We start from the raw sequence: 19,030 nt of genomic DNA, 5'->3' as shown, positions 1-19,030 counted from the left end.
TCACGTCGCGTGCATGCCGCCGCGCAGACGTCGTCGCCTCCCCCCCGGCTTCCCGCTCGGCGGCAAACCCCGCTCCTACAACGCCGCCCAGCGACTGCGCGTCGCACGACTCCGCGCCGAGCTCACCATGGCTCTGATCGCTGGACTCGACCGCCCTTACGGCGACTACACGGCAGAGCAGTACACGGTGATCAACCGGTGGTACGCGCGCCGAGCTTCGCGATCGCGCGGTTTGCTCGCCGCCCCGCGGCGACGCGGCGCGCGCCCTCGCGGCGCCGGCCGACCCCGGGCTCAGGCTTCTCGCAGCAGCGCCCGGTCCGGCGACAGCGGGGAGAGCGACCCAGGTCCTAGATCGCCGTCGTCCCGTGAGGGGGCGACGGCATGACCGACGCCCAGCTGCGCCGTTCCTGCGAGCTCGCGTTCGTCGCAGTGCTAGGCCGGGTCCGGCCGGCCCGCACCTGGGTGCCCGGCGGGCCAGGGGAACGGCCGGATGACGCTGACTCCTTCGCGAGCGTTCCGACCCCGGCCGGGCAGATCGTTGGGTGCTTCGCCTCCAAAGAGGATCAGCGCCCGATCGGCGACGGGCTGGGTGCGGGGACGCGCCTTGCGCAGGATCACGACGTCGAGGACCGATCTCAGTAGATGTCGGCGCTCCGCGACTGGCAGCTCCTGCCATACATCGCGCAGGACGGCGACGTCGGGCACGCCGTCGAGCCGTTTGAGGCCCCTGAGCTCGTCTACTGCGGCTGCGGCGTCTTCGACGGCGCGCACGCGCGCCTGGAGGCCGGCGACGAAGCGGTCGTTCCCGAGGGTCGCCAGGATGCGGTCGTCGTCGCGGTACGCGACGAGCGCCACCTCCGCTTGGGTCAGCGCCGTCTCAGCCGCGTCGAGCTCTGCGTTCGTCGCGCGGCCGGTTGCCGTGATCTCGCCGAAGCGCGCGAAGAACGCGTCGACGACGTACTCGTCGAGCAGCTTCGCCGTGACGCCGGCACGCGCGTCGCAGACCCCGCCGCTCTGCTTGCCGCGGCAGCGGTAGATACGCATTTTGCCGCCATCGCGGGTCTTCTGCGTGTCGGCCTTGAGGGTGTAACGGCACCCGGCACACCGAACCATCCCGGTCAGCAGATGAGGTTCGGCGCGTCGCGTGGGGGCAACGCCCTTCGCGCGCTGCGCAGCCTTCCACGTCTCGACGTCAATGATCGCCTCGTGAGCGTCTGGGTTGACGAACCCGACGCCGCCCCGCGACTCGCCGAGGTACGCGCGGTTCTCGATGATGCCCTGGACGGACCCGCCGGTCCAGCGAGGGCTGTTGTACGGGGTGGCGACGCCGTGAGCGTTCAGATGGTCGGCGAGCTGTTCCCACGAGCCCCCGTCGGCCCGCAAGCGGAACATCTCTGCGACCACGGGCGCCAGTTCGGGAACGACGACGAGCCGCTTGTCGTCCTCGCTACGCCATCGGTAGCCGGTCGGTGGGACCGACGAGATGTGGACGCCGCGCGCGACGGCGCGCTCCTGGGAGTCTGCCCAGCCGTCGCGGATGCGGTCGAGTTCCATCTCGGCGAACACGAGCATGATGCCGAGCATCGCCTTGCCGATCGCAGTGGTTGGGTCGAGGCGCTCGGCAGCCGATGCGAAGACCGCTCCGCGGTCGGTGATCTGGCGGACGACTGCGCCGGCCTCCGCGGCGCGCGCGAATCGGTCGATCTTGGCGACGATGAGGCCGCCGGTCTGCCCGGCGTCGATCCGAGCGAGGGCGGCGTTGAGGCCGGGGCGGTCCATCTTGCCGCCCGACTCATCGAGATCGGTGTGCCACTGGACGACCTCGGCGCCCATGACCTTCGCGAACGCCTCGATCTGGTCGCGTTGGGCGTCCGGGCTGATGAAGGAGTCTCCGTGGCGCCCTCCGACGCGGGAGACGCGGATGTACCCGTCGAGGCGGATGGAGTGCATGATAGGAATTCTGCCCTAATTGGTCGACCTAGTCGCCGCCAGCGGGCAGAACGTCATGCTGCTCACCGCGCTCGTGCTGGCGGTGGGGGCCGTCTCGGGCCTGGGCGTCCAGCTGCGCTGGTGGCTGACCGCGGCGCTCATCGCGCTCTACGTCCCACTGGCCGGCTCGGGCCCGTCGATCCAGCGCGCGGGGATCATGGGGATGGCCACGCTGGCCGCCGCGCTGGCCTCGCGCCCGGCGTCGCGCGGCTACGCCCTGCTGTTGGCGGCCGGCGCGACCCTCGCCGCCGACCCGCGCAGCGCCGCAGACCCGGGATGGCAGCTGAGCTTCGCCGCGGTCCTGGGCATCGCCCTTCTCGCGCGCCCCGCGGCCGATCGCCTGAGGCGGGCCCGCGTGCCGCGCGGTGCCGCGGAGGTCGCCGCCGTGACGATCGCCGCCACGCTGGCCACCGCGCCGATCATCGCCTGGCGCTTCGACCGCTCGTCGCTCGTGAGCCTGCCCGCCAACATCCTGGCCGCGCCCGCGGTCGCTCCCGTCATGTGGCTCGGGATGATCGCGGCCACGGTCGGCCAGCTGGCCCCCGCCGCCCTCGTGGCGCCGCTCGTCGCCGTGGCCGGCCTCCCGCTCGGCTTCCTCGTCGCGCTGGCCCACGCCGCCGCCGGACTGCCCGGGGCGCAGGTGGCCGTGCCCGCCGCCGCGGTGGCGGGGATCGCCGCGCTCGTCGCCGCGGCCCTGCTGCCGGGGCGCGAGGGTCCGGGCGCGGCGTCCGCGTCGCGCCGGCGGCGCGTGCGCCGACGGGCGCTCGTGGTCGCCGGCGCCCTGGCGGCGTTCCTGGTGCTCGTGGGCCCGGGACTTCTGCGGCACGGGGTGGTGGGACCGCCGCCGGCCGGCGTGCTGCGCGTCACGGCGCTGGACATCGGCCAGGGTGATGCCACGCTGCTGCAGGCCGACGGCCACGCGGTCCTGGTCGACACCGGGCCGCCCGGCGCCCCGCTGCTGGCCGAGCTGCGTCGCGCCGGCGTCGGGCGGCTCGATGTCCTCGTGGTCACCCACGCCCAGGCCGACCACGAGGGGGGCGCGCCGGCGGTGCTCGCCCGCCTGCCCGTCGACGTCCTGCTCGACGGCCGCGGGGGCGACCGGTCCCCGGGATCGCGGGCGCTCGACGGACCCCTGGCTCGGCGTCACACGCGGGTCGTGCCCGCCGCCGCCGGGCAGGTCGTGCGCGTCGGGACCCTGGCGCTGCGGGTCCTGTGGCCTCCGCCCGGACCGGCCGTGCCCGGCACCGACCCCAACGACCGCGCCATCGTCGCGGTCGCCTCCGCCCACGGCGCGCGGGTCCTGCTCACCGCCGACGCCGAGAGCCCGGTCCTCGCCCCGCTCGGGCTCACGCCGGTCGACGTCCTGAAGGTCAGCCACCACGGCAGCGCCGATCCCGGCCTGGAGGGCCTCCTGCAGGAGCTGCGCCCGCGGATCGCGCTCGTCGAGGTCGGACGCCACAACACCTACGGCCATCCCGTCCCGGCGACGATGCGCGCCCTGGCGGCCGCAGGCGGCGTCGTGCGGCGCACGGACCGCGACGGGACGGTCCGCGTCGACCTCGGGGGCGGGAGGGCCACCGTCGCGGCCGCGCGGGCGACCGGGGGCGCCGGTGCGTGAGCGGGCGGCCGCCGCGGACGGGCCTAGACTGCGGCCGATGGCGCAGTGGAAGCCGGCCTACCTCATCCACGGAGACGACCACGGGCGCATCGCCGAGCGGCGCGCCGGCCTGCGGCTGCGCGCCGAGGGGGAGAGCGGCGCAGGCGGCCTGGAGGTGCTGGAGGGCGACGCGGCCACGCCGGAGGCCGTCGGCCACGCGCTCAGTGCGATGACGTTCGCGATCGGGCGGCGCTTCGTGGTCGTCGACGGCGCCGAGCGCTGGAAGCAGGCCGACGTGGAGACCCATGTCGTGCCTGCGCTGCAGGGGCTCGCGCCCGAAACGACCGTGGCGTTCTTCGCGCGCGAGGACGGGCGCGCCAAGGTCCCCGCCGCGCTGGCCAAGGCCGTGACCAAGGCCGGCGGCGACGTCGTCGAGCAGGCGACGGTCAAGGCCCGCGAGCTGCCCAAGTGGGCGATGGGGGAGGCCCGGCGGCTGGGCCTCGAGCTCGATCCCGCCGCCGCCCAGGCCCTGGTGGCCCAGGTCGGCGATCGCCAGCAGCGCCTGCTGCGCGAGCTCGAGAAGCTCGCCCTCGAGCGGGGCGAGGGCGCCCGCATCGGCGTCGAGGACGTCCACGACGCGACCGCCGACTCCGCCGAGATCCAGGTCTGGGGTCTGGTCGACGCGCTCGTGGCGCGTGACCGGCGCAGCGTGTTCCACGCGTTCCTGGAGCTCCGGGAGCAGGGGGAGTCCCTGCCGCGCCTCATCCCGCTGATGGCCCGGCGGCTGCGCGACGTGCTCGCGATCGCCGACCGCCTGGAGGCCGGCGAGTCGCCGACGCAGGTCAAGACGTCCATGCGCGGCAGCTCGTGGGCGGCCGACCGGCGCATCAAGGAGGCCCGGGCCACCGACCCCGAGGCGCTGCGCCGGGCGCTGGAGACGCTCGCCGACCTCGAGCTGCAGACCCGGGGGCTGGGCGACCTCTCCGAGGACACCGCGGCGATCCGCGCCCTCGGCCGCATGGCCACGGCCTGACGCCGCCCGGCCCACGGCTGTGCAGGACGGCCACGCGGCCGCGGACGGACCGCGCACGCGAAAACGGCCCCCGGGGATCGGGAGCCGTCGGTCCGGCGGGAGCTGCTGGGGCGGTCGCGCTAGGCGGCGGGACCGCCGACGCGCACGCGGGCGGCGCGGCTCTTCTTGCGGGCGCCCGTGTTGCGGTGCAGGGCGCCGCGCTTGACGGCCTTGTCGATCGTCTGGACCAGGACGCGGTGGTCGGCGTCGGCCTGCGCGTCATCGCCACCGGCGACCGCGGTCTCCAGACGGCGGAAGTAGGTCTTGATGGTGGAGGTGTAGCGGCGGTTCTCCAGGCGCTCACGCTCGGCCCGGAGGATGCGCTTCTTCTGCGAGTGAATGTTCGCCATGAGCGACGGACCATGCTAGCGGCCCCGGGGCCGCGATGCGGACCGGTCGATGGGCCCGGTGCGGTCCGTAGCATCCCACCCGCGTGACGAGCCAGGCACCATCGGCCGGGGGACCGGCCGCCGAACGGGCACGCCGTGCCGCCGGCGGCCCGCCGCCGCCACGGCGCTCGTTCGCGCGCAACACCGCCATCTTCTCGATCCTGACCGGCCTCTCGCGCGTGGCCGGCCTGCTGCGCGAGGTCCTGGCCTCGGCGTTCTTCGGCCTGACCCCGGCCTTCAGCGCGTTCACGTTCGCGTTCGCGATCCCCAACGTGGTGCGCTCGCTGTTCGCCGACTCCGCGCTCAGCGCGGCGTTCGTGCCGATCTTCACCGAGCTGCAGGAGGAGGGCCGCAAGCGCGAGGCCTTCCGGCTGGCCTCGACGCTGCTGCTGATCATCCTGGTCGTCCTGACCGCGCTGTCGGTGCTGTTCATCGCCACCGCCGGCGTGATCGTCCCCGCGATCACGCCGAGCAAGTTCTCCGAGGCGTCGAACCACCTGGCGGTCGGCTTCAGCCGGGTCCTGTTCCCGATCGTGCTGATCCTCGGGCTCAACGGCCTGGTCGTCGGGATCCTGCAGGCCTACGACCACTTCTCCATCCCGGCGCTCTCGGCCCTGGTCTGGAACATCGTGATCATGGCCTTCATGGTGGGCGCACGCCCGCTGTTCAGCGGCGACCACCAGCTCTACGCGTACGCCATCGGGATCCTCGTCGGGACGCTGGTGCAGTTCCTCATGGCGCTGCCCGTGCTGCGCACGGTCGGCTTCCACTTCGAGTGGTCCTTCGACTGGCGCGACCCGCGGGTCAAGCGCGTCTTCGTCCTCATGCTGCCCGTCACGCTGGGGCTGGGCCTCATCAACTTCAACGCGCTGGTCAACTACGACCTGGCCGGCTACGTCTCCGACCGCGGCCCCCGCGCGATCGACGCGGCCTTCCGCCTCTACATGCTGCCCCAGGGCATGTTCAGCGTCGCGATCGCCACCGTGCTGTTCCCGCAGCTCTCCCGGCTGGCCGCCCGCCGCGACGTGCCCGGCCTGCGCAGCACGGTCGGCAACGGCCTGCGCCTCATCTTCCTCATGCTGCTGCCCGCCGCCGCGGCCACGGCCGTGCTGGCCGAGCCGATGATCCGCCTCGTCTACCAGCGCGGGGAGTTCAACGCGGCGGACACGACGCTGGTCGCCAAGGCGCTGTTCTGGTTCTCGTTCAGCCTGCCGTTCAGCGGCGTCAACCTGCTGCTGACCCGCAGCTTCTTCAGCCTGCAGCGCCCGTGGGTCGTGACCTGGCTCTCGGTGGCCAACCTCGTCGTCAACATCGGGGTGTCGATCGCGCTGCTGCCCTTCGGCATCGGCGGCGTCGTGGCGGGCACGGCGATCGCCGACCTCGCGCTGGCCGGCGCCCAGTACGTCTACCTGCGTCGCGAGCTCGAGGGCCGGCTCGAGCTGCGCGACACGCTGGAGGCGGTCGCCGGCATGCTCGTCGCCGCGGTCTGGTTCGGGATCGCCACGTGGGTGACGTGGGCCTTCCTGGACTGGCTCTTCGGCCGCAGCCTCGTCGCGCAAGTCATCTCCGTCGGTGGCGGCCTGGCGGCCGGCGTGGCGGCCTACGCCTACGTCGTGCTGGCCATGGACCTCGCCGAGGCCCGCCAGCTGCAGCGCCTGGTGCGCGGGCGCCTCGGGCGCCCGGCGCCCGGCGCCTGAGCCGCGGTGCCCGGCCCGCTCTATCCTGGGCGGCCGCTTGTCCGACCAGAGCCTCATCCGCAACTTCTCGATCATCGCCCACATCGACCACGGGAAGTCGACCCTGGCCGATCGCATCCTGGAGATGACCCAGACCGTGGCCTCGCGCGACATGCGCGAGCAGCTGCTTGACTCCATGGAGCTCGAGCGCGAGCGCGGCATCACGATCAAGTCGCAGGCCGTCCGCGTGTTCTACGAGGCCAAGGACGGCCAGACCTACCAGCTGCACCTCATCGACACCCCGGGCCACGTCGACTTCACCTACGAGGTCTCGCGCTCGCTCAACGCCTGCGAGGGCGCGCTGCTCGTCGTCGACGCCTCCCAGGGGGTCGAGGCCCAGACCGTCGCCAACACCTACCTCGCCGTGGAGGCCGGGCTCGAGCTCATCCCGTGCCTGAACAAGATCGACCTGCCCGGCGCCGAGCCCGAGCGGGTGGCGGGGGAGGTCGCCGAGCTCATCGGCGAGGACCCCGAGTCCATCCTCATCATCTCCGGTAAGACCGGCCAGGGCGTCCGTGAGGTCCTCGAGCAGCTCGTCGAGCGCGTCCCACCGCCCGGCGGCGACCGCAGCGCCCCGGCGCGCGCGCTGATCTTCGACTCCGAGTTCGACCAGTACCGCGGCGTCGTGGCCTACATCCGCGTCGTCGACGGCGTCTTCCGCAAGGGCGAGCCCATCGTGGCGATGGCGACCGGCAGCGAGGCCGACATCGACGACATCGGGTTCTTCACGCCCGCGATGACGCCGGTCCAGGAGCTCTCCGCGGGCGAGGTGGGCTATCTCATCACGGGGATCAAGGACGTGACGAAGCTGCGCGTCGGCGACACGCTGACGAACAAGCGCCGGCCCGCGGAGGAGGCCCTGCCGGGCTACCGCGAGGTCAAGCCGATGGTCTTCTGCGGACTGTTCCCCATCAACAACGACGACTACGCCGACTTCCGCGACGCGCTGGAGAAGCTGTCGCTCAACGACGCCGCGCTGGCGTGGGAGCCCGAGACCTCCGACGCCCTGGGCTTCGGGTTCCGCTGCGGGTTTCTCGGCCTGTTGCACATGGACATCGTGCGCGAGCGCCTCGAGCGCGAGTACGACCTGGAGCTCATGGCCACCATGCCGTCGGTGAGCTTCGAGGTCACGCTGACCAACGGGGAGATCGTCGAGGTCCACAACCCCTCCGACATGCCCGACCCGGCGCGGATCCAGGAGATCCGCGAGCCCTACATCCGGGCGTCGGTCCTCCTGCCCAAGGAGTACGTCGGCGTCGTCATGGAGCTCTGCCAGGAGCGCCGGGGCGAGCACGCGGGCATGCACTACCTGTCGGCCGAGCGCGTCCAGCTGCACTACGACCTGCCGCTGGCCGAGATCGTCCTGGACTTCTTCGACCAGCTCAAGTCGCGCACGCGCGGCTACGCGTCGCTGGACTACGAGCTGCTCGGCCTGCGGCCCTCCAACCTCGCCAAGCTCGACGTGCTCCTGGCGGGCGACCCGGTCGACGCGCTGTCGATGGTCGTCCACAAGGACAAGGCCTACGAGATCGGGCGCAACCTCACCGAGAAGCTGCGAAAGAAGATCCCGCGCCAGCAGTTCGACGTCCCCATCCAGGCCGCGATCGGCTCGGCCATCGTGGCCCGCGAGACCGTCAAGGCCTACCGCAAGGACGTCACGGCCAAGTGCTACGGCGGCGACATCAGCCGCAAGCGCAAGCTCCTCGAGCGCCAGAAGGAGGGCAAGAAGCGCATGAAGCAGGTCGGGCGCATCGAGGTCCCCCAGGAGGCGTTCCTCGCCGTGCTCGAGCTCGGCGACGACCGCCCCAACAAGTGACGCCCTAGCCGCCCGCGGGCGGCGTCTCGCGCTGCACGAGCAGCTCGACGGGGCCGCCGACCCCAAGGCGCCGTCCCTCGGCCGCGGCGTGCTCGGCCAGGCGCTGCACCTCCGCGCCGGCGTAGGCGGCGGCCGCCGCGAGCTTGGCCGCCAGGTGCGCGGGCGCGGCGGGCACGACGACGACCTCGCCCGCGCCCAGCGGCGCCCCCGGCGTGCGGCTCAGCGCGTAGGGGAGGTCGACCCAGCGCAGGCGTGGCAGCCCGAGCTCGTCCAGCGCGCCCTGCACGACGAGGTCGTCGACGTGGCCGCCGAGCCCGAGCGGCGCGAGGACGAGGCCAGGCTCCAGGCGCCCGAGCGCGAGGGCGAGGACGGTCGCCGCGACCTTGACGGCGTCGTCGCCGGCGGCCAGCCCGTCGTGCGCGCGTAGGCCGTCGTAGCCCCGCCGGCCGGCCGGGTCGACGGCCAGGTGCACGACGCCGGCCAGGCCGAGCGCCGCGGCGGCGGCCGCGTCGGCGGGGTCGCCGTCGCGGCTGAAGACCGCGACCGCGAGCACGCGATGACCCTCGCCGGCGTGGCGGGCCAGCGTCGCGCCGGCTGACTGCACCGCATCGGAGAGCGTGGGCGTCACCGCGACGATCGTGGTCACGGACGGCAGGGTGCCAGGTCAGGAGGCGACGGCGGCCAGCCGGCGCACGCCCTCGGTCAGCTCGGCCGGCGCGGCGCCGGCGTAGGTCAGCCGCAGGAACGGCGCGGGCGGCTCGGCGGCGAACCACGGGCGCCCGGGGCTGACGACGACGCCGGCGGCCGCCGCGCGGGCCGCGAGCGCCAGGTCGTCGGTGCCGTCGGGCAGGGCGACCCACAGGTGCAGGCCGCCGGCCGGTGCGCCCGGGACGCGCCAGTCCGGCAGGTGCTCGCCCAGCGCGGCGGCCAGCGCGTCGCGGCGCTCGCCCAGCGCGGTGCGCAGCATGCGCCGGTGGCGCCGCCAGGCCGGCGAGGCGACGAGCTCGACGGTGGCGTGCTGCAGCGGTCCGGACACGAAGAAGTCGTCGATGATGCGCGCGGCCTTCAGGCGCGCCCCGGCGGCGCCGCGGGCCGTCACCGCCGCGACGCGCAGGCCGGGCGCGGCAGACTTGGTCAGCGAGCGCACGTGGACGACGTGGCCGTCGGGGTCCTCGGCGGCCAGGGGCGGCGGGGGCTCGCCGTCGATGACCAGGTCGCGCGCCCAGTCGTCCTCGACCAGGAACGCCCCGGCCGCCGCGACGGCCTCCAGGACCGGGCCGCGGCGCTGCATCGCAAGCGTCGCGCCCGACGGGTTGGCGTACAGGGGCTGGCAGTAGAAGACGCGGGCGCCGGTCAGCGCGAAGGCCCGGGCCAGGAGGTCGGGCCGCACGCCGTCCTCGTCGGCGGGCACGGGCACGGCCCGCAGCCCGGCGGCCTGCACCGCCGCGATCGCCCCGAGGTAGGTCGGCGACTCGACCAGGACGGGCTCGCCGGGCGCCGCGAGCGCGCGGAACGCCGTGGCCAGCGCGGGTTGGCCGCCGGGGCAGACGACGACGTCGTGGGCGCGGGCGTGGCCGCCGGCCTCGCGGGCGAACCAGTCGCGCAGGCCGTCCAGGCCCTCCACGGGCAGCCGGCCCCACGCCTCCGCGCGCCGCGCGGCGCGCGCGAGCGCCGAGCCCAGCGCCCCGAGCGGCTGGAGGTCGGGGTGCAGGTAGCCCGTGCTGAGCGCGATGGCGCCGGCGGCCGGGACCTCGAGCAGGCCCTCGAGGGCGGCGGCGCGCAGGGGCGGACGGTCGGCCAGCGCGATCTCCTGCCAGCCCAGGTCGGGTGCGGCGGCCGGCGACGCGGTCGTCGCGCGGGCCGGCGCCACGAACGTGCCGCGGCCGGGGCGCGGGACGACGAGCCCCTCGCCGGCCAGGCGCGCGAGCGCGCGCTGGACGGTGACGGGCGAGGCGCGATGGCGCGCCATGAGCTCGCGGACGGAGGGCAAGCGGCTGCCCGGGGGGAGGGCACGCGCAGCCGCTCGCACATCCTCGATAACACGACCCTCTGTGTTATCCTCGATCATGAGATCAAGGAGTAACGTTACTGCACGCCGGCCGATAACGCAAGCCCGCTCGGCCCCGCCGGGCCTCCTGTTCGGCGCCACGGGCGTGCTGGCCTTCTCCTTCTCCCTGCCGGCCACGCGCCTGGCCGTCGAGGGCCTCGACCCGCTGTTCGTCGCCTTCGGCCGCGCCGTCGTCGCGGGCGTGCTGGGCTGCGCGGTGCTCCTCGCCTCCCGCGCGCCGCGCCCGACGCCGGCGCAGTGGCGATCCCTGGTCCTCGTGGCGCTCGGCGTCGTCGTGGGCTTCCCGCTGTTCACGTCGCTGGCCCTGCAGCGGCTGCCCGCCGCGCACGGCGCGGTCGTCGTCGGCCTGCTGCCCGCGGCGACCGCGTTCGCCGCGGTGCTGCGCGGGGGCGAGCGCCCGACGCGCGCGTTCTGGCTGGCCGGCGGCGCCGGGCTGGTGGCGGTGCTGGCCTTCGCCCTGAGCCGCGGCGGCGGCGCGGTCGGGCTGTCCGACGGCGAGCTGCTGGCCGCCGTCGTGCTCTGCGCGGTCGGCTACGCGGAGGGCGGCCGGCTCAGCCGCGTGCTCGGCGGGGCGCGGACGATCTGCTGGGCGCTCGTGCTGAGCCTGCCGGTGACCGTCGCGGTCGCCGCGGGAGCGCTGGCCGCCCACGGTGCCCACGCCTCGTCGACGGCGTGGCTGGGGTTCGCCTACGTGTCGCTGATCTCGATGTTCCTGGGGTTCTTCGCCTGGTACGCGGGCCTGGCCCGCGGCGGCGTCGCCAAGATCGGCCAGGTGCAGCTGGCCCAGCCCGTGCTCAGCCTCGTCTGGGCCGCGGCGATCCTCGGCGAGGCCGTCGGCGCCGCGACCGTGGCCGCCGCGCTGGCCGTCCTGGCGTGCGTCGTGGCCACCCAGCGCACCCGGGTCCACGTGGCGCCCGCCGACTAGGATCCCCTCGGATGGCAGTCAACGCGGACGCGGTCGGCAAGACCTATCCCCCGGTGCTGTACGCGGTGGGCCGGGAGAAGATCAAGGAGTTCGCGCTCGCCACGGGCGAGACCGAGCCCCTGTACCTCGATCACGAGGCCGCGCGCGCCGCGGGCTACCGCGACGTCGTCGCGCCGCCGATGTTCGCCGTCGTCTACAGCGGCGCGGCGGTGAGCCCGGTGATGTTCGACCCCGAGGTCGGCATCGACTTCGCGCTGCTCGTGCACGGCGGCCAGGAGTTCACCTGGGGGCCGCTCGTCGTCGCCGGCGACGAGATCGAGACCACCGTCCTGGTCAAGGCGATCTCCGAGCGCGGCGGCAACGCCTTCTACGTCTTCGAGTCCGTGTCCACCAACCAGGACGGCCACACCGTGTGCGTCGGCACCTGGAGCAACGTCGTGCGAGGCGCCTGAGCATGGCCACCACCTTCGAGCCCGGCACCGAGCTGCCCGAGCTGCGCGTCACGCCCGACCGCATGACCACCATCCGCTACGCGGGCGCCTCGGGCGACTTCAACCCGATCCACGTCGACGAGGACTTCGCCCGGCAGGTCGGCCTGCCCGGCCGGATCCTGCACGGGCTGTGGACGATGGCCCAGGTGGCGCGCGCCCAGACCGAGGCGGCCGGCGGGCCCCACACGCTGCGGCGCCTGAGCGTCCAGTTCCGCGGCATGGGGGTCCTTGAGCGCGAGATCGTCGTGACCTCCAAGGTCACCACGGTCGCCGACGGCATCGCCCACGTCGACACCGAGGCCCGCCAGGGCGACGTCAAGGTCGTCCGCCGCGGCGAGGCCGAGCTCCGGCTCGGCTGAGCGGCGCCCTACAGTTCCCTGCAGTGCTGTCGCCCCGACAGGAGCTCATCCTGCGCAAGGTCGTCGAGGCCTACGCCTCGACCGGGCAGCCCGTGGGCTCCAAGACCCTGGCCACCGACCCCGACCTGGAGTTCGGCCCGTCGACGATCCGCAACGAGCTGGCCAGCCTGGAGGAGTACGGGCTGCTGGCCCATCCGCACACCTCCGCGGGCCGCGCGCCCACCGACGCCGGGCACCGCTGGTACGTCGACCACCTGCAGTCGGCGGCGCTCGTGCCGGCCGGGCGCGCACTCGGGCTGCAGCTCATGCGCCGCGAGGTCGACGAGGCGATGCGGGTCACGAGCGAGACGCTCTCGCAGGTCACCAACCTGTTGGCGATCGTCTCCGCGCCGCCCATCGACACGGCCACCATCCGCCACGTCGAGGTCCTCCTGCTGCAGCCCCAGGTCCTCATGGTCGTGGTCATCACCTCCACGGGCGGGGTGACCAAGCGCGTCTTCACCTTCGACCGGCCCGTCGACCCGGGCCTGGTGCAGTGGGCCGGGTCGTTCCTCAGCGAGCGCCTCGAGGGCGTCGGTCTCGGCGCGCGGATGCTGCACACCCGCCTCTCGGACCCCAGCCTGTCGGGCACCGAGCTGGCGTTCCTGGTGCACATCTCGCCGGTCTTCACCGAGCTGGCCGAGACCGCCCAGGACACGCTGTACGTCGACGGCGCCGCCCGCCTCATCGGCGAGCACCGCGTCCAGGACCTCGCCCAGATCAACGAGCTGATGCAGATGCTCGAGCGCCGCGCCAGCCTCCTGGGCCTGCTGCGCGACGCGCTGCGCGAGCCCGACGTGCTCGTGCGCATCGGCTCCGAGAACGAGGCGCCCGCCCTGCAGACCCTGGCCGTCGTCGGCGCCGGCTACGGGCTTCCCGCCCGCAAGCTCGGCACCGTCTCGGTCATCGGGCCCGTCCGCATGGACTACGCCCGCGCCATCCGCTCCGTACGCGAGGCCGCCTTCGAGCTGTCGCGCTTCATCGAGGACGTCTACGGACCATGAGCTCCACCGTGCCCCGCGATCCCTACGAGGTGCTCGGCGTCGCCCGCGACGCCGACGACACCACCATCAAGAAGGCGTTCCGCAAGCTCGCCCGCGAGCTGCACCCCGACGTCAACAAGCATGACCCCGACGCCGAGGAGAAGTTCAAGGAGGCCGCCGAGGCCTACGAGATCCTCAACGACGCCGACCGCCGCGCGACCTACGACCGCTACGGCCACGACGGTCTGCGCAGCGGCGGCCAGGCGCCGAACTTCGACGGGTTCGGCTCGATCAGCGACCTGTTCGACGCGTTCTTCGGCGGGGGCGGGGGCGGCTTCGGCGGCGGCGGGCGCACCGGCCCGCGCCAGGGCGACGACATCGCCGTCGCGGTCGACATCACGCTCGCCCAGGCCTACGCGGGCGAGAAGGTCAAGGTCGGCTTCGAGGCCATCGACCGCTGCGAGCACTGCCACGGCAACGGCGCCGAGCCGGGCACACCGATCGAGACGTGCGAGCGCTGCGGCGGCCAGGGGATCCTCCAGGCCGTGACGCGGTCGCCGTTCGGCCAGGTCGTCCGCCAGGTCGCCTGCGACCGCTGCGGGGGCGACGGCCGCATCCCGTCCCAGCCCTGCGAGACGTGCGACGGCCGCGGCCTGGTCGTCGGGCATCGGATGCTCGAGGTCGACGTGCCGGCCGGCATCGCCGACGGCCAGCGCATCCGCCTCGCCGGCCGCGGGCACGCCGGCGACCGCGGCGGGCCGCCCGGCGACCTGTACGTCGTGCTGCAGGTCGCCGCCGACGACGCCTGGCTGCGCGACGGCGACGACCTCGTCACGGCCGCCGACATCGCCGCGCCGCTGGCCGCCCTGGGCACGACGGTGACCGTCGAGCACCCCGGGGTCGGCGCGATCGAGGTCGACGTGCCCGCCGGCACCCAGCCCGGCGAGGTGCTCAGCGTCCGCGGCAAGGGCATGCCCGCCCTGCGGCGCCAGGGCCGCTTCGGCGACCTGCGCGTCGTGGCCAACGTCGTCATCCCGCGGCGCCTGACCGGCGAGCAGCGCGACCTGCTCGAGCAGCTCGCGGAGTCCATCGGCGCCGACCAGCTCTCCGACGGCGATGAGTCGGTCGTCGGCAAGCTACGGCGCCTCTTCCAGCGCTGACCATGGTGCGCCTGGCCGTCCGCGTCCATCGCGCGGACGCCGATCTCGTGCTTGCCGAGCTGCTCACGCTCGCGCCGGGCGGGGTGGAGGAGGTCGACGTCTCCCCCGGCGTGGTCGAATACGCGGTCTACGGCGCGCCGGGCGAGCTGCCCGAGCTGCCCGACCTGCGGGCCGCCGCCGGCGCCGCCCTCGTCGAGGTCGTGACCACGGAGGTCGCCGATGACTGGGCCGACCGCTGGCGCGCGTTCCACCGGCCCGTCGAGATCGCCGGCCGCCTCTTCGTCCGCCCGCCCTGGGAGCCGGCCCGCGACCGCCTGCTCGACCTCGTCATCGATCCCGGACAGGCGTTCGGCACCGGCGCCCACCACACGACGCGGCTGTGCCTCGAGCTCCTGGCCGGCCTGGAGCCCGGGGGTCCCGCCGTGGACCTGGGGTGCGGGTCGGGCGTGCTGGCCATCGCCGCCGCCCGGCTCGGGTGGGCGCCGGTGCTCGGCGTCGACCACGAGGTCGAGTCGGTACGTGCCACGGGGGAGAACGCCGCGGTCAATGCCGTGGAGGTGGAGGCCCGGCGCTTCGACCTGGTCCGCGGCGGGCCGGTGCCGACGGCCCCGCTCGTGCTGGCCAACCTCCTGCGCCCGCTGCTGCTCTGCGTGGCGCGCGCCGGCTTCGCCGGGCCGGCGCCGCGTACGCTGATCGCCAGCGGGCTGCTGGCCTCCGAGGCCGACGAGATCGCCGCGGCGTTCGCCCGCCACGGGCTCGCCGAGGCCGACCGCCGGCTCAGCGGTGAGTGGGCGGCGCTGCGGCTCGCGGCGATCGGCTGACCGCCCACGCACGCGTCAAGGGGTCACCCACCTGACGGATCAGACCTCCGTCATGGACCCGCGACGGCCCGCTTGAGCCTCAGGTCGGCGGTCTGCGCGAACGCGGTCTTCAGGGCCGCCGAGTCCCCAGCACGACCGAGCAGACGACGACCGCCGGGCAGGACACGGCCGGGGCCGCCCAGGACCTCGCGGCGCGGGCCGCCGAGCTCGACGCGATCGTCGGGCGCTTCACGCTCGCCGGCTGACGCGAGTCGGTCCCGGTCGCGCGGGGCCCGCCGCGCGGCGATAGGTTCGGCGCATGTCCGCGAGCACGTGACCTTCCCCTCCGGCGACGAGCGCTGTGCCGCCTACGTCTACCGCCCGGAGGCCGCCGCGGGCGACGTGCCCTGCGTCGTCATGGCCCACGGCTTCAGCGCGACCCGCGACGACGCGCTGCCCGCGTTCGCCGAGCGCTTCGCCGCCGCCGGCATGGCCGTCGTGCTCTTCGACTACCGCCATTTCGGGCGCTCGACGGGCGAGCCGCGCCAGCTGCTGGACATCGGCCGCCAGCAGGACGACTACCGCGCCGCACTGCGCTTCGCCCGGGGGCTGCCCGGCATCGACGCCGCGCGCATCGCCCTCTGGGGCACCTCGTTCAGCGGCGGCCACGTGCTGGCGCTGGCCGCCGAGGACCACGACCTGGCCGCCGCGGTCGCGCAGGTCCCGTTCTGCGACGGGATCCCCACGCTGCTGACGGTGCCGCTGCGCAACATCCTGCGCGGCACGGCCTACGCGATCGCCGACGTGCTCGTCGGGCTGACGGGCCGGCGGGCGGTGACGATCCCCGCCGTGGGAGAGCCCGGCAGCTTCGCGGTGATGACGGCCGCGGAGGCCGCGCCGGGCTTCGCGGCCATCACGGCGCCGGCGTCACGGTGGTCCAACGCGGTGGCCGCGCGGATCATGTTCCACGTGCCGGCCTACCGCCCCGGGACGCGCGCGGACCGGATCACCTGCCCGCTGCTGGTGTGCGTCGCCGACCGCGACGAGACGACCCCGCCCGGGCCCGCGGTCGCGGCCGCCCAGCGCGCGCCGCGCGGCGAGCTGCGCCGCTACCCCTTCGGCCACTTCGACGCCTACGTCGGGGAGGGCTTCGAGCGCGTCGTCGCCGACGAGCTCGAGTTCCTGGTGCGGCGGCTGGCGGTCGGCACCGGCGGGGCGGCGGCGCGGCCGGCGACGGCCTGAGCACGGGGCTAGCCTGGAGCCCATGGCCTGGCACGTCGTGATCGCCGGAGGGGGCTTCGGGGGCTTCTACGCCGCCCGGACGCTCGAGAAGGTCCTGCCGCCGCAGGCGGCCCGGATCACGTTGGTCAACGACGTCAACTTCCTGCTCTACACGCCGCTGCTGCCCGGAGCGGCGGCCGGCTCGCTGGAGCCCCGCCACGTCGTCGTGCCGCTGCGCGAGGAGCTGCGGCGCACCGACCTGCGGCTGGGCACCGTCGTCGGCGCCACCCCCGCGGAGCGCACGATCCAGGTCCGCGGCGCCGCGGGCGTCGTCGAGGACCTCCACTACGACCAGCTCGTCGTCGCGCTGGGGTCCGTCTCGCGAACGCTGCCCGTGCCCGGCCTCGCCGAGCACGGGCTCGGGTTCAAGTCGCTGCCCGAGGCCATCCAGCTGCGCAACCACGTCATCCGCACGCTCGAGGTGGCCGAGACGCTCGAGGACCCGGCCGAGCGCCAGGCGTGGTTGTCCTACGTCTTCGTGGGCGCCGGCTACGCGGGGCTGGAGGGCCTGGCCGAGCTGCAGGACTTCGCGGCCGACGTCATCCAGCTCTACCCGCGCTGCCGCACGCAGGGGATGCGCTGGATCCTCGTGGAGGCGCGCGACCGCGTCATGCCCGAGATCCCCGCCGGCCTCGCGGAGTTCGCCACGCGCGAGCTGCGCGGCCGCGGCATCGAGATGCGCCTGGGCACGACCCTGCAGTCCGCGCAGGCCGACCGCGTGACGCTGTCGGGCGGCGAGGTCGTGCCCACCCGCACCCTCGTGTGGACCGCGGGCGTCAAGCCCCATCCGGTCATCGCCCGCCTCGGGCTGGCGCTCGACGACCGCGGCCGCATCCGGGTCGACGCGACGATGCGCGCCGAAGGCCAGGACGCCGTGTGGGCCATCGGCGACGCGGCCGCCGTGCCCGACCCGGCGCGCAAGGGCCGCGAGCCCACGCCGCCCACCGCCCAGCACGCGATCCGCCAGGGGCGCACGGTGGCCCGCAACGTCGCGGCGTCGCTGGGCAACGGCCGCGTGCGCCCGTTCCGCTTCAAGACCAAGGGCGTGTTCGTGGACATGGGCCAGGGACAGGCCGTCGCCACGACGCTGGGCATCCGCTGGCGCGGCGTGCCCGCCTGGTGGCTGGCCCGCAGCTACCACCTCGCCATGCTCCCGGGCACCAAGCGCAAGCTGCGCCTGCTCGTGGACTGGAACATCCAGCTGCTGTTCGGCCGCGACACGTCCGAGCTCGGCGGCCTGGGGCGGGCGCCGCAGCTCGGCCACGACCCGACGGGCGGCGACGTGAGCAGCGCGCCGGCCGACGCCGCCGCCGACGGCGTCAGAGCACCCGACGCGCCCAGCTGAAGCGCCGGGCGCGCCACGGGTCGAACAGCGGCGAGACGTACACGCCCTGGTCGGAGCTGTGGATCATCCAGTCGCGGCTGAGCGCGATGCCCTCGTGCACGATGCGCCGCTCGGTGGCCTTCTGCCAGAACCGGCCGGGGCCGAAGAACAGCAGGTCGGCGGGCGCCACGGCGTCGAGGCGCACGCGGGCGCCCCGGCGGATCTCGCCGGCCTGCGCCGCAGCGGTGCGCCCGTGGATCTGCGTGCCCCATGAGAAGCCCGACAGCTTGAACACGCGCCAGACGAAGCCCGAGCAGTCGTAGCCGCCGTGGGCCTGGCCGCCGAACCACGTCCCGGCCGCGTCGGTCTCGCCGCCCCAGACGTAGGGCATGCCGATCTTCGACACGGCCAGGCGCAGCAGGCGGCGCTGGGCCGCCGTGTAGGCCGGCAGCACGAAGCGCGCGAACGTCGCGCGCGCGGCGTCGGCGCCGCCGCCCTGCCAGCGCAGGGCGATCGCGAAGGAGTGCGCGGCCTCGGCGCGGGTGATCGCGTCGGTGGGGAACAGCTCGAGCCCCTCCTGGTCGGCGGGGTGGTTGTCGCGCAGCCCCAGGAAGCGGGCGACGACCTCGGTGCCGAGGTCCGCGGGCGGCTGCAGGCCCGCCCGCCACGCCTCGTGCTGGACGGCCGCAGCGACGTCGCCGGCGCCGAGCTGGGCGACGAGCAGGCGGTCGAAGGCCGCCACGGGCATCCGGCCGGCCGGGACCGCGATCGGCAGCAGCCCGTGCGCTGCGGCGTAGGCCGCGAAGGCCGACGGCAGCTGGTCGCCGTCGGCGGGCCGCTCGCCGTGGAAGGACGCGTCGGGCAGGTCGTGCACGCCCGCCAGGCGCACCGCGCGCTGCTCGCCGAGGTTCCACGTCCCCCGCGGATCGGCGTGCGCGGGGGCGGCGGCGAGGAGCGTCGCGAGGGTCGTCGCGGCCACGATCAGGCGGTGGCGCATCACG

At 74.7% G+C, this 19,030-nt stretch carries 17 protein-coding genes; 12 read left to right on the top strand and 5 right to left on the bottom strand.

Annotated features, from left to right (window positions below; translation table 11 throughout):
• Positions 1-432: 432 nt before the first annotated feature.
• The gene (locus FSW04_RS20105) at positions 433-1,950 is read right to left on the bottom strand and encodes a recombinase family protein (RefSeq protein WP_146922016.1); all 1,518 of its coding nucleotides are present in this window, start codon (positions 1,948-1,950) and stop codon (positions 433-435) included.
• A gap of 19 nt (positions 1,951-1,969) precedes the next feature.
• Here FSW04_RS20105 and FSW04_RS20100 point away from each other — a divergent pair, with 19 nt between their 5' ends.
• Both FSW04_RS20100 and holA read left to right on the top strand, forming a co-directional pair.
• A complete protein-coding gene (locus FSW04_RS20100; RefSeq protein WP_146922015.1) occupies positions 1,970-3,607 on the top strand; it encodes a ComEC/Rec2 family competence protein in 1,638 nt (545 codons plus the stop codon).
• Positions 3,608-3,644: 37 nt separating this feature from the next.
• Positions 3,645-4,619 (top strand): DNA polymerase III subunit delta, encoded by a 975-nt coding sequence (holA, locus tag FSW04_RS20095; protein WP_146922014.1) that lies wholly within the window; start codon positions 3,645-3,647, stop codon positions 4,617-4,619.
• A gap of 119 nt (positions 4,620-4,738) precedes the next feature.
• On the opposite strand, the gene rpsT is transcribed toward holA, so the two are convergent.
• Complete coding sequence (rpsT, locus tag FSW04_RS20090) at positions 4,739-5,008, bottom strand: 30S ribosomal protein S20 (protein WP_146922013.1); 270 nt, start codon at positions 5,006-5,008, stop codon at positions 4,739-4,741.
• Between the two features lie 83 nt (positions 5,009-5,091).
• Here rpsT and murJ point away from each other — a divergent pair, with 83 nt between their 5' ends.
• On the top strand, positions 5,092-6,744 hold the full coding sequence (gene murJ, locus FSW04_RS20085; RefSeq protein ID WP_146922012.1) for a murein biosynthesis integral membrane protein MurJ: 1,653 nt from the start codon (positions 5,092-5,094) through the stop codon (positions 6,742-6,744).
• Between the two features lie 37 nt (positions 6,745-6,781).
• Positions 6,782-8,599, top strand: coding sequence for a translation elongation factor 4 (lepA, locus tag FSW04_RS20080; RefSeq protein WP_146922011.1), 1,818 nt, complete (start codon positions 6,782-6,784; stop codon positions 8,597-8,599).
• A 4-nt stretch (positions 8,600-8,603) separates the two neighbouring features.
• On the opposite strand, the gene FSW04_RS20075 is transcribed toward lepA, so the two are convergent.
• Complete coding sequence (locus FSW04_RS20075) at positions 8,604-9,245, bottom strand: hypothetical protein (protein ID WP_146922010.1); 642 nt, start codon at positions 9,243-9,245, stop codon at positions 8,604-8,606.
• 18 nt (positions 9,246-9,263) lie between these two features.
• Positions 9,264-10,667, bottom strand: a complete 1,404-nt coding sequence (locus tag FSW04_RS20070; RefSeq protein ID WP_146922009.1) for an aminotransferase-like domain-containing protein — start codon at positions 10,665-10,667, stop codon at positions 9,264-9,266.
• Here FSW04_RS20070 and FSW04_RS20065 point away from each other — a divergent pair.
• The 8 genes from FSW04_RS20065 (at position 10,666) to FSW04_RS20030 (ending at position 18,050) form a co-directional block, all read left to right on the top strand.
• On the top strand, positions 10,666-11,592 hold the full coding sequence (locus FSW04_RS20065) for a DMT family transporter (RefSeq protein ID WP_146922008.1): 927 nt from the start codon (positions 10,666-10,668) through the stop codon (positions 11,590-11,592). The two genes, FSW04_RS20070 and FSW04_RS20065, sit on opposite strands and share 2 nt — an antisense overlap.
• Before the next feature lie 11 nt (positions 11,593-11,603).
• Complete coding sequence (locus tag FSW04_RS20060) at positions 11,604-12,044, top strand: FAS1-like dehydratase domain-containing protein (protein ID WP_146922007.1); 441 nt, start codon at positions 11,604-11,606, stop codon at positions 12,042-12,044.
• Between the two features lie 2 nt (positions 12,045-12,046).
• Positions 12,047-12,442 carry a MaoC/PaaZ C-terminal domain-containing protein gene (locus tag FSW04_RS20055; protein ID WP_146922006.1) on the top strand — a complete coding sequence of 132 codons (396 nt, stop codon included), beginning with the start codon at positions 12,047-12,049 and terminating at the stop codon, positions 12,440-12,442.
• A gap of 23 nt (positions 12,443-12,465) precedes the next feature.
• Positions 12,466-13,485: a heat-inducible transcriptional repressor HrcA gene (hrcA, locus tag FSW04_RS20050; protein ID WP_146922005.1), complete on the top strand. Its 1,020-nt coding sequence runs from the start codon at positions 12,466-12,468 to the stop codon at positions 13,483-13,485.
• Positions 13,482-14,624, top strand: a complete 1,143-nt coding sequence (gene dnaJ, locus FSW04_RS20045; RefSeq protein WP_146922004.1) for a molecular chaperone DnaJ — start codon at positions 13,482-13,484, stop codon at positions 14,622-14,624. Before hrcA ends, dnaJ begins: the two co-directional genes overlap by 4 nt.
• Positions 14,625-14,626: 2 nt before the next feature.
• Complete coding sequence (locus FSW04_RS20040) at positions 14,627-15,445, top strand: 50S ribosomal protein L11 methyltransferase (protein WP_146922003.1); 819 nt, start codon at positions 14,627-14,629, stop codon at positions 15,443-15,445.
• 312 nt (positions 15,446-15,757) lie between these two features.
• Positions 15,758-16,666 (top strand): alpha/beta hydrolase, encoded by a 909-nt coding sequence (locus FSW04_RS20035; RefSeq protein ID WP_146922002.1) that lies wholly within the window; start codon positions 15,758-15,760, stop codon positions 16,664-16,666.
• A 22-nt stretch (positions 16,667-16,688) separates the two neighbouring features.
• Positions 16,689-18,050 carry an NAD(P)/FAD-dependent oxidoreductase gene (locus FSW04_RS20030; protein WP_146922001.1) on the top strand — a complete coding sequence of 454 codons (1,362 nt, stop codon included), beginning with the start codon at positions 16,689-16,691 and terminating at the stop codon, positions 18,048-18,050.
• Here the strand turns inward: FSW04_RS20030 and FSW04_RS20025 are convergent.
• The gene (locus FSW04_RS20025) at positions 18,025-19,026 is read right to left on the bottom strand and encodes a C40 family peptidase (RefSeq protein ID WP_146922000.1); all 1,002 of its coding nucleotides are present in this window, start codon (positions 19,024-19,026) and stop codon (positions 18,025-18,027) included. The two genes, FSW04_RS20030 and FSW04_RS20025, sit on opposite strands and share 26 nt — an antisense overlap.
• Positions 19,027-19,030 lie beyond the last annotated feature (4 nt).

This window comes from Baekduia soli, from assembly GCF_007970665.1.
Lineage (GTDB): Bacteria > Actinomycetota > Thermoleophilia > Solirubrobacterales > Solirubrobacteraceae > Baekduia > Baekduia soli.
This window is presented reverse-complemented; position numbering and strand designations above follow the sequence as displayed.